Annotated in this window: 8 protein-coding genes; all 8 read left to right on the forward strand. The window is 51.3% G+C overall.

What is annotated here, in order from left to right:
• Window positions 1-17: 17 nt before the first annotated feature.
• The 8 genes from smc to METH5_RS15550 all read left to right on the forward strand — a co-directional run bounded on the left by smc (window position 18) and on the right by METH5_RS15550 (window position 10937).
• Window positions 18-3527 (forward strand): chromosome segregation protein SMC, encoded by a 3510-nt coding sequence (gene smc / locus METH5_RS0113055; RefSeq protein ID WP_029148927.1) that lies wholly within the window; start codon window positions 18-20, stop codon window positions 3525-3527.
• Between the two features lie 52 nt (window positions 3528-3579).
• A complete protein-coding gene (locus tag METH5_RS0113060) occupies window positions 3580-5091 on the forward strand; it encodes a cell division protein ZipA C-terminal FtsZ-binding domain-containing protein (RefSeq protein WP_029148928.1) in 1512 nt (503 codons plus the stop codon).
• Between the two features lie 4 nt (window positions 5092-5095).
• Window positions 5096-7183, forward strand: a complete 2088-nt coding sequence (gene ligA, locus METH5_RS0113065) for an NAD-dependent DNA ligase LigA (RefSeq protein WP_029148929.1) — start codon at window positions 5096-5098, stop codon at window positions 7181-7183.
• Between the two features lie 58 nt (window positions 7184-7241).
• Window positions 7242-8063 carry a hypothetical protein gene (locus METH5_RS0113070; RefSeq protein ID WP_029148930.1) on the forward strand — a complete coding sequence of 274 codons (822 nt, stop codon included), beginning with the start codon at window positions 7242-7244 and terminating at the stop codon, window positions 8061-8063.
• 157 nt (window positions 8064-8220) lie between these two features.
• A complete protein-coding gene (locus METH5_RS0113075; protein WP_232411046.1) occupies window positions 8221-8814 on the forward strand; it encodes a PEP-CTERM sorting domain-containing protein in 594 nt (197 codons plus the stop codon).
• 181 nt (window positions 8815-8995) lie between these two features.
• Window positions 8996-9943, forward strand: a complete 948-nt coding sequence (gene msrP, locus METH5_RS0113080; protein ID WP_029148932.1) for a protein-methionine-sulfoxide reductase catalytic subunit MsrP — start codon at window positions 8996-8998, stop codon at window positions 9941-9943.
• 22 nt (window positions 9944-9965) lie between these two features.
• Window positions 9966-10580, forward strand: coding sequence for a sulfite oxidase heme-binding subunit YedZ (locus METH5_RS0113085; RefSeq protein ID WP_036308299.1), 615 nt, complete (start codon window positions 9966-9968; stop codon window positions 10578-10580).
• Window positions 10581-10652: 72 nt separating this feature from the next.
• A complete protein-coding gene (locus METH5_RS15550; RefSeq protein ID WP_029148934.1) occupies window positions 10653-10937 on the forward strand; it encodes a DoxX family protein in 285 nt (94 codons plus the stop codon).
• Window positions 10938-10949: the final 12 nt, after the last annotated feature.

The following is a 10949-nucleotide window of genomic DNA, read 5'->3' on the forward strand; positions in this document are numbered from 1 at the left end:
TAAGCGTTTTTCTTACTTTGCGTCTGACACATTTAAAACTTGCGGGGTTCAAGTCTTTTGTTGATCCGACCACCATACACCTGCATGGGCAACGTGTGGGCGTGGTTGGGCCTAATGGCTGTGGCAAATCGAATGTCATGGAATCGGTGCGTTGGGTGCTGGGGGAGTCATCCGCCAAGGAAATGCGTGCCGACGCCATGGATGCCGTTATTTTTAACGGCTCTGCCAATCGCAAACCGATCTCACGTGCCAGTGTTGAGCTGATTTTTGATAACAGCCTGGGCGGCGCGAATGGCGAGTGGAGCCAGTACGCCGAAATTGCCGTGAAGCGGGTGATTGAGCGCGACAAGGGCTCGACTTATTACATCAATAATATGGCTGTGCGCCGCCGCGATGTGGCAGATTTATTTTTGGGCACCGGTTTGGGTGGCCGCGCCTATGCCATTATCGGCCAAAACACCATTTCACGTATTGTAGAGGCAAGGCCGGAAGAGTTGCGCGTGTTTCTGGAAGAAGCGGCCGGCATCAGCAAATATAAAGAACGCAGGCGCGAGACCGAGCTACGGCTGCGCGATACGCGCGAAAATCTTGAGCGGGTAGAAGATATTTCGCGTGAAATGAACAAGCACATTATTAAGCTGGAAGCGCAAGCCGTGGTCACGCAACAGTTTCATGCGCTGCAGCAAGCACATAAATTAGCCGACGCGCAATGCTGGTGGCTGCGTAAACGTGATGCTGTGCTCGAGCATGAGGCTGCTTCGCAAGCCGTTGAGCAGGCGGTGAATGCGCTGGAAGCACAAATGGCGAGTTTACGTCATCACGAGTTGCAACTTGAGCAGTCACGGCAGCAACATCAGCAAACCTCTAGCCAGTTGCATACGGCACAGGCGGCATTTTACGAGGCAAACGCCCAGGTTTCTACCCTTGGTTTACAGGTGAAGCAGTCTGAAGAGGGGCGCGATCGTTTGTTGCAAGAACAGCATCAGTTGTTGCGGCAGATGGAGCATAGAGCCCAGCAACAGCAGCAGTTAAAAACACAATTGGCAGAAAAAACCACCGCGTTGGGCAGCGCTGAAAGTGCGGTTGCGCAGCATGCGCTGCAGTTACAAACCATGCAGCAAGGCTTGCCTGAGCAGGCTAGCCAATTGCAGGCCATCCAGCAAGCCGCCAATCAAGCGCAATTTGCTGTCCAGCAAAGCCGCCAGCACATGCAGCTGGAACAAAACAATATCAATTTTATTGAGCGCAATCTGGCCGAGGTCGCACAGCGCTTGCAGCAATTGCAAAACGAGCTGCGGCAGTGGGCATTGCCAGACATGCAGGCATTGGGCGCGTATCAGCAACAGCTTGTTGAGCAACAGGCAGCTATGCAGCACGAAGAGCTGCAACTGACGCAGCATCGGGCAGAGGAAAGCACGCAGCAACAAGCTTTACAGCAGGCGCGCACTCGCTGGCAGCAGGCGCAACGGGCTTTGCATCAGTTAGAGGCTGAAATTCAGTCGCTGCACAAGTTGCAGCAAAGCATCAAGCAAGATCAGCAATTAGGGCCGTGGCTGCAAAAAACAGGCATGCAATCGGCACCGCGCTTGTGGCAAGCCATACAGGTGGATAGCCAGTGGCAACCGGCTTTAGAAGTGTTTCTTGGCCACAAGTTAAATGCTTTGTTGCCCGAAAACCTGGCTGACTGGTCGCAATTGCCGCATCCGCAGGCCGCTTTAGCCGTCGCCCAGGCCGCGGTAGCTACCGAGACCTTGCCAGCACAATGGCATGGCTTGCCTAGCCTGTATAGTTTGTTGACGATTAAACAAGCAGAAGCGGCCGCTGCTTTGCAGCACTGGCTGGCCGGGGTTTATGTGCTGGAGGATGTGCAGCAGCTTTCGCATTATCAGGTGCACTTGCCAGCGGGTGTGAGTTTGCTGACCCAAACGGGTGATGTTTACCAGCGTTATAGCGCCGTTTTTTACGGCCGTCAAAATCAAATGCAAGGTGTGCTCGAGCGGCAACAGCAATTGGATCACTTACACGCTGGTTTAAGTGACTTACAGCAAGAGGTTAACGCCGCACAGCAGCAAGTGCAATCGCTGGAGGCCGGTTTGCAAACCGTACGTCAGCAACAACAGCAAGCTCACCAGCAGATTAAACAATTTACCGGTAGCATGCATGAGGCGCAAATGCAGGTATCACGCCTACAACAAGCGCATGACAATGCGTTGCGTCGCCAAGAGGCGTTACAGCAAGATGTTGCACAGGCTGAAAGTCGCCAAGCGGGTTTAAATGCAGAAATCGCCCAAGCACAAGCCAGTATGGCGGGCCATCAATCGCAATTTGCAGGCTTGGAGCAAACGGCGCGCGACACGCAGGCGCAAAAACAACAAGCCGAACAAGCTTATTTCAATTTGCGCGACACCGTACAACAAGCCGAAAAAGCGCATCAGTCACAAGTGTTTGAGCATACGTTACTCAATAATGCCGTTAGCGATTTACAGCAGCGCTTAACCAATAACGAGCAAGAGACTCAAAATTTACAGCATCACCTGGTCGAGACCGAGCAGGCGCTGGCGATTAGCAATATGGAGGCGCTCAAAGCGAATCTGGCGCATGCGTTGACGCGGCAGCACGACTGCGAGCAAGCGCTGGCGCAAGTGCGTCATCAAGTCGCTGAGCAAGAAAACACCTTGCAGGCACAAGAGCGCCACCGCTTGCAGATTGAGCAACAACTGCATCCACTCAGGGATGCGGTTGAGCAGCGACGCCTCAAGCAGCAAGCGTGCCGTTTGCAGGTTGAGCAGTGTCAGTCAGCGCTGGCAGAGACCGGGCTGGATGATGCCTTGATACAGCATGGCCTCAATATGGATAGTCAAGTAGAGGCGCTAGCGCAAACGACACAAAAATTGCAGCAACAGATACAGCAATTAGGCGCGGTCAATATGGCGGCGATTGAAGAATTGTCGGTTGAAAAAGAGCGTAAAGGCTATCTGGATAGCCAACTTAACGATTTACTCACTGCGAGTGAGACGCTGGAAGAGGCGATCCAGAAAATAGACCGCGAAACGCGTGGCAAGCTACGGGCAACGTTTGATGAGGCCAACCGCAATTTTGGTGAGTTGTTTCAAACCTTGTTTAATGGCGGTAATGCCAAGCTCGAGTTGCTGGGGGATGAGATTCTGGATACCGGCGTGCAGGTCTTTGCGCAGCCGCCAGGCAAAAAAAACACCACGATACAGTTGCTCTCCGGTGGTGAAAAAGCACTGACAGCAATGGCACTGGTGTTTGCCTTGTTTAGATTAAATCCGGCGCCATTTTGCCTGATGGATGAAGTGGATGCGCCGCTGGATGACAGCAATACTGAGCGTTTTTGCCAGCTGGTGCGCGTGATGTCAGAAAAAACCCAGTTTCTGTTTGTGTCGCACAACAAAATTACCATGGAGATGTCTCAACAGTTAATTGGCGTCACGATGCAAGAGTCGGGCGTGTCGCGTATTGTGGATGTCGATATCGACGAGGCGATACGCATGCATGCGGCTTAATGCCAGTTTTGCTGTATTATTATGCAAGCGTTATTAAGGATTGTAAGGTCACATGTCTGATTTGTGGATGATATTGGTGTTGCTTGGGGTCAGCATCGTTCTGGCAGTGGTTGTTTTTAACTGGTGGCAGGAGAAAAAATATCGCAGAGACGTTGAGTATCGTTTTAGCCATACCCGCGGTGATGTGCTGGAAACTGAGTCTGCGGCTGCCAAAGCGAGCGATTCTCCCAACACGGATGCTGCTAAAAAAGAGCCGCTGAAAAAAGCCAGCACTGAAAAAAATACGGTGTCAGAAGACGTCGAAGGCTGGATGTCTGAGCCACGCGTGCGCCAATCAACGATCAGTCAGGCCAGTAAGGTTGAGCCCGATTTTACGCTGGGTGAATCTGCTAAAGCGAAAATTAATGCGGCGACCACGGCGACCTTCGATAAAAATGGCCTCAATTTAAATAAACCAGCCAGTCAAGCGCCAGCATCTGTGGCTGCGAAAGTGACTCAAGCCAAGGCTGAGCCTGTAAACGTTGAACCGCCAAAAGTTGAGCGCCAAAAGGTTGAACCAGCGATGTTTGCCAGGCCAGAGCCAACCGCCCCGGTAGCACAATCTTTTGATGACATTGACCAAGCCCCTGCTTTTGAACCGCCAGCATTAGACTTTGCCCAAGCGCTGGCAGCAGACGAAGATGAGGCCGCTTTTGCCCACCCTGTGCAGATTGAAGAGCCAGCACTGCCGGTGGCGGTGAATTCTTGTATGGATTGGATAGGCTTGATTGATGCGCCGCTAGGCGTGATGCTGGCAGAGTTGGAAGACATGCAAGCAGAAGTCAGAACGTTTCAGCAACATGCGACCTTGTGGGCGCAAAGCTCAACCAGCGGCGATTGGCAAGATGTGCTGGCGCTGGATGCCAAAGCGATGCAAGACCAAACACCAGCCAGCCAGGTTGCCTGTAGTTTGCAATTGGCTGACCGTGGTGGCCCGGTTGATGAAGACACACTGAAACGGTTTCAAAAGTCGATGGAGACCCTTGCGCGTGCGCTGGGCTTAACTGTAGGCTGGCAAGGTGGCTATGAGCCTTCTGAGCAGGCACAGTCGATTGATGGATTTTGTATTGAGGTTGATAAAGCGGTTGAGTTTCATGTGCTGGCAAACCAGGGCATGTTTCATGCGACCAAGTTGCGTGGGCTGGCTGAGGCTTGCGGCATGCAACTGAGTGCGGATGGCCGTTTTGAGCTATTTAACACAGACGGCCAGCTTGCGTTTTCTGTGCGTAACTATGAAGGTAAACCGTTTTCGGCCGAGATGCTGAAAACAGCGGTGATGACTGGTGTCACCTTTCAACTGGATATTCCGACCACGCCTAACAGCTTGCAAGTGTTTGACCACATGGTTGATATTGCAGCAAACATGGCAAGCAGCTTGAGTGGGAGCATGATTGATGTCAACCGCAAGGCTATCGGTGATGCGCAACTGGATAAAATCCGTCAGCAATTAAAAAATATCTCTAATGCCATGGCGGCGCAAGGCATCACGCCGGGCAGTAGCCACGCTAAACGCCTGTTCTCCTGATCTTATGTCTGCTCCAGAAGCTGCGCTGCTTTTACAACAGCTTAAGCAACGCATTGCCGAGTACGACTATCACTACTATGTGCTTGATGCGCCGCTGGTGAGTGATAGTGAGTACGATGGCTTATACCGTCAGTTGCTTGATCTCGAGCAACAATATCCTGAACTGATTACCGCAGACTCCCCAAGCCAGCGTGTCGGCGGTCTGGCTTTGTCTGCGTTTGACAGCGTGCAGCATCGCCAAGCCATGCTGTCGCTTAATAATGCGTTTAGTGACGAAGAAATAGATGCTTTTGATCGCCGCGTGCGTGAAGGCGCCGACGTCTCGCAAGTGGACTATGCCGTTGAGCCTAAATTCGACGGCCTGGCGATTACCCTGACTTATGAACACGGTGTGTTTGTACAAGGGGCGACCCGTGGCGATGGCTATACCGGCGAAAATGTCACACACAACCTGAAAACCATCCGCGCGATTCCCAGCCGCTTGAGTATTGCCCAGCCGCCGGCATTACTTGAAGTGCGCGGTGAAGTGTTGATGCTTAAAAAAGACTTTGAAAAGCTTAATCAGCAACAAACTGCGGCTGGTGCCAAGTTGTTTGCCAACCCGCGTAATGCGGCGGCCGGTAGCCTACGCCAGCTAGACTCAACAATCACCGCCAAGCGGCCGCTGCATTTCTTTGCCTATGGCCTGGGAGCCAGTGATGGTGCGCCCGAGCTGCATTCGCATGCTGAGGCCATGCAATACCTGGCCGATTTACGCTTTCCGGTGTCTGCGCTACGTGGCGTTAAAACAGGCGCACAGGGCTTGCGCGATTATTATGCCGAGATAGGCGAAAAGCGTAGCCGCTTGCCGTTTGATATTGATGGCGTGGTGTATAAGGTGAATATTTTTGCGCTGCAAGATGCGCTTGGCTTCGTGTCACGGGCGCCACGCTGGGCCATTGCACATAAATTCCCCGCCGAAGAAGCTGTCACCGTGGTAGAAGACATTACGGTGCAAGTGGGCCGAACTGGCGCTATTACACCAGTGGCACGTCTGAAACCGGTATTTGTCGGCGGCGTCACCGTGACTAATGCCACCTTGCATAACGAGGACGAGTTGCGACGCAAAGATATTCACATCGGTGATACTGTGATTGTGAGGCGGGCAGGGGATGTGATCCCGGAGGTGGTATCGGCCAAGCCTGAATTACGTCCGGCAGATGCTCGCGTGTTTGTCATGCCGTTGTCCTGCCCCGAGTGCGGCTCGCATGTGGTGCGGCCACAAGACGAAGCCGTGGCGCGTTGTACGGGCGGCCTGATTTGCCCGGCGCAGCGCAAACAGGCGATTACGCATTTTGCCTCCCGCCGCGCCATGGATATTGAAGGCCTGGGTGAAAAGCTGGTGGATCAACTGGTTGAGCGTGATCTGGTACATCACCTGGATGATATTTATAAACTAAGCTTGCCCGACTTGTGTGGGCTGGAGCGCATGGCCGAAAAGTCTGCGCAGAATGTGCTGGCCGCCATTAGTAAAAGCAAGCAGGCTACGCTGCCACGTTTTATTTATGCGCTAGGCATCCGCAATGTCGGTGAAGCCACGGCTAAAGAACTGGCGCAGCATTTTGGGCATTTAGACGCCTTGATGGGCGCCGAGGTTGAGGCGTTGATGCAAGTGAATGATGTGGGGCCGATTGTGGCTGAGGCAGCCTATCAGTTTTTTCAGGAGCCGCATAACCGTGAGGTAATTGCTGCCATGCGTAAGCTGGGTGTGCATTGGGCCGACATAGAGATTACCACCGCATCTGCCGCTTTTGCCGGAAAAACTTTTGTGCTCACTGGCACGCTGCCCACCCTCAAGCGCGACCAGGCACAAGCCATGATTGAAGCTGTGGGTGGTAAAGTCAGCGGTAGCGTGTCAGCCAAAACCAGCTATGTTGTGGCGGGTGCAGAGGCGGGTAGCAAGCTTGAAAAAGCACAACAGCTCAATGTTCCCGTGCTGGACGAGTCGGCGTTGATCGCCATGCTGCAATCATCCAAACAAACACCTGTGGCGACCCAGGAAACCGTGCAATCATCGCTACAAGCTCCATCAACCCAACCGGATTTATTTTAAAATGAATTTAAAAATTACTTTAATAGTTGCGATTAATTTATTGATTATTAATGAGTCTATGGCTAAAGATGCGGCATTGGAGACTTGTGATGCAGCTGTGCGCAACCGCCAATATACACAAGCGATACAGGTGGCTGACAAACACGCCAATCAGGCTGAGTTCTGGTTGTGTAAGGGGCGTGCACAGTCTGGTTTAGCGCAAAATGCCGCCGCGCAGCAAAGCTTTAAGCAGGCCATTAGCTTGAAACCGGAAGGCTTGGACTTGATCTCTGCCCATATGTTGTTAGGCAATGCCCAGCTTGAAGCCAAAGTGCATGACGCTGCGCTAGAAAGCTACCAGCAAGCGCTCAAGTTTAGCGAGCAGCAAAACATGCGCCGTTACACACGCGTTGCACATAACCTGATCGGCGAAGCCTATTTTGACATCGGTCAATATGAAAATGCGCTCAAAGCGTTTGAAGCAGGCGAAAAACTCGCCATGAATGACGACGAGCGCGCGGATAGTTGCATCCATGAAGCCATGGCTTACCAGCAACTGCAGCAAGCTGACAAAGCGATTGAATATCAGCTCAAAGGCGTCATGATGCTGCGCAAGTCAGGTACACCTGACCAGTATGCAGACGCCAGCCTGACACTTGGCAAGTTATTTTCTGAGAAAAAGGATTACGTCAGTGCCGACAAAACCTATCAGCGCCTGATGGAGTACGCGCATGACAATGGCGGTGAATTCTACGAAGCCAAAACTGCCATTTACTGGGCAGAAAACAAACGCGCGCAAGGCGATGTAACCGCCGCAAACCAATTGATTCAACAAGCTGAAACGATCGCGGCCAAGTTGAAAGATGCTGAATTGGATGCGTTGCTGGCGAAAGCGAAATAATTTAGGCACAAAAATCAAAGTCGTTATTTCAGCATATTTCTTATAAAAAATAGCTGATATGCACTAGTCTGCGTGTCACTCGACATCGTCATTAAAATGCTCTAGCATTGCGCCCACATCAATTTAATTAATGCATATATATCAGGGGAGACTTTCAATGAAATCAATCGCAATCAAAGCGATCGCTATGAAAAGCATGGTAGGCGCGGCGTTGTCTGCATGCATGCTGGCAGGTACAGGCATGGCACAGGCTGCCACATACAACTTTAATTTCCCAAGCTACAGTTCCAATGTGGTGAGTTCTGTCGGTGCTCTGTCTGCAACAGATATCGGCTATTTCTGGTCTGTTTCACATGGTGATCAAGTGAGTGAAACGTTTAGCGGGTCAGGCCTGTTTGGCGCAACGAGTTTGGACCTGGAGTTGAATATCACTCAGAATGTATTGTCACAAGGCGCGTCAGTGGATTGGGATGTGCTGGTCAATGGTGTGGATGTTGGTGATTGGACCTGGACGAGCACCAGCGGTACCGGCATGACATACCTGAGCTATACCTTTGCAGCAATCTCTGGCGAATTCAATTCGCTGGCACTGATTGTGAAAAATGAAGTGCCTGCTGGTCTGGGCTCTATTGCATTAGGCCTTAATACCGAGGCGACTGTGAGCAACAGCGTGGTGCCTGAACCAGATACCTTAGGCTTTTTGCTGGCAGGCCTGGCGGTCATTTCTTTAGTTCAACGCAAACGTGCTTAACTAGATTACGAATTAAGCTCTGTCAAAAGGCGCCTGGTGCGCCTTTTGTGTTTTTGGAGGTCAGCTTTATCGTCCCTAACGCTTAACTTGCAAAAGATTTACCTTTTCGCTGGAATCCCCTGTAAGGTTTTCCTGTCATATGCGACAAATAGGCATACATCATCACTTGACTGGAAACTCTATGCTACTCGATAACAATCGCCGTAATCCTAGCGGTATTTTGCCCTCTGAGATCACGCCACAAGCCATATTTGAGCAACGCCGCACGGTGCTGAAAGCGGCAGGTGCCGCTGCCGCCAGCCTATGGTTGCCATCACAGGTGCAGGCAGCGCAAATGCTAGACTTTCAAAAGACTGCGTATGGCAAAGAGGAGAAACTGACCAGCTTTGAGGATGTGACCAGTTATAACAATTATTACGAGTTTGGCACTGGCAAGGAGGATCCGGCACGAGAGGCGGTGTTGTTTAAACCCACACCGTGGACGATCAAGATTGAAGGCGCGGTTAAGCAAAACAAAACCATCAGCATTGAGCAGTTGATGAAACTCGCCCCTCTAGAAGAGCGTATTTACCGCATGCGCTGTGTCGAGGGCTGGTCTATGGTGATTCCGTGGGTAGGGTTGCCATTGAAGGCGCTGATTGATTGGGCGCAGCCAACGGGAAATGCCAAATATATTGAGTTTATCTCTTACAACGATCCGCGTCATATGCCGGGTGCCCGTATGCCAGTGCTGGATTGGCCTTATATTGAGGGGCTGCGCATGGATGAAGCCATGCAGCCATTGACGATACTGGCGGTGGGCTTGTATGGCAAGGTGCTGCCTAACCAGAATGGTGCGCCTGTGCGTTTGGTGGTGCCATGGAAATATGGGTTTAAAGGTGCCAAGGCGATTAGTACAATCCGTTTTGTAGAACACATGCCGCATACCAGCTGGATGAAAGCCAGTGCGCGTGAGTATGGCTTTTATGCCAATGTGAATCCGGCGGTGGATCATCCGCGCTGGACGCAGTCCTCAGAAAAACGTATCGGGTCTGGTTTGTTTGCCGGACGTATTAAAACCAAAATGTTTAATGGCTATGATGAAGTAGGGCAGTTATATGCAGGCATGGATTTACAGAAAAACTTCTAACATGCCTAGGATGCAATCTCTGATGCAATGGGTAGCTGCGCAACCCGCAAAAACCTTGATTCAACGGCTGAAAGTCTTGATCTGGTTGGGGGCATTTATTCCTGTCTCACGCTTGATTTATCTGGGGTTCACTGACGGGCTTGGCGCAAATCCGGTCGAGTTTATTGAACGTTCTACGGGCACATGGGCGCTGGTGTTTTTATTGCTCTCACTTGGCATCACGCCACTGCGCTATCTCACGCAACAAGCTTGGCTGATCGCGGCCCGTCGCTTGCTTGGGTTGTGGATGTTTGCTTATGCCTGCCTGCATGTGACGACTTATCTCTGGCTCGACTACCAGTTTGATTGGGCTGACATTGTCAAAGATGTCGTCAAACATCCTTATGTCTTAGTGGGGGCAGCCGCTTTGTTGCTGACCTTGCCGCTGGCCGCCACGTCTAACCAGCGTGCAATAAAAGCCCTCAAGCAACGCTGGAAAAGCCTGCATAAACTGGTCTATGTGATTGGCGTGCTGGTGTTGCTGCATTTCTGGTGGCTGGTCAAAAAAGATGTGACTGAGCCAGTGATTTACAGCCTGGTATTTGCGCTGTTAATCATACTTCGCTGGCCTGTTTTTATAAAAAATAGAAAAAGTTAGCGCTGTTATGTAAGGTATTTTCGAGATTGAAGAATAAGCCATACGACTTCAATCCCGGAAAAGCAGTCACCCTTGATTCAACATTTCGTTGGCAATTATCAATCGCAGACTGATTTTCTGAACACGGTCAAAACGGGTTTGCAGTTTGCTTTTCCGTTTAATTTGTTGCCTGCAGAAGTCAGCTGTAACCTGGTCATGACTTTTGAATTGGTCGTTGCCGTGGCCTTGCTATTGGGACTGTTCACGCGTTTTTTCAGACTTAGCCTGCTGCGGATGTTGTCACCTTTGGTGACAAAAGGCGCCGGAAAGTGGGGTTTTGACCGCCTATTGTCACATCTATGTGACGGTCGCCGATGACAGTTGTTAATG

Origin of the sequence: Methylophilus sp. 5 (assembly GCF_000515275.1) — a bacterium.
Taxonomy (GTDB): domain Bacteria; phylum Pseudomonadota; class Gammaproteobacteria; order Burkholderiales; family Methylophilaceae; genus Methylophilus.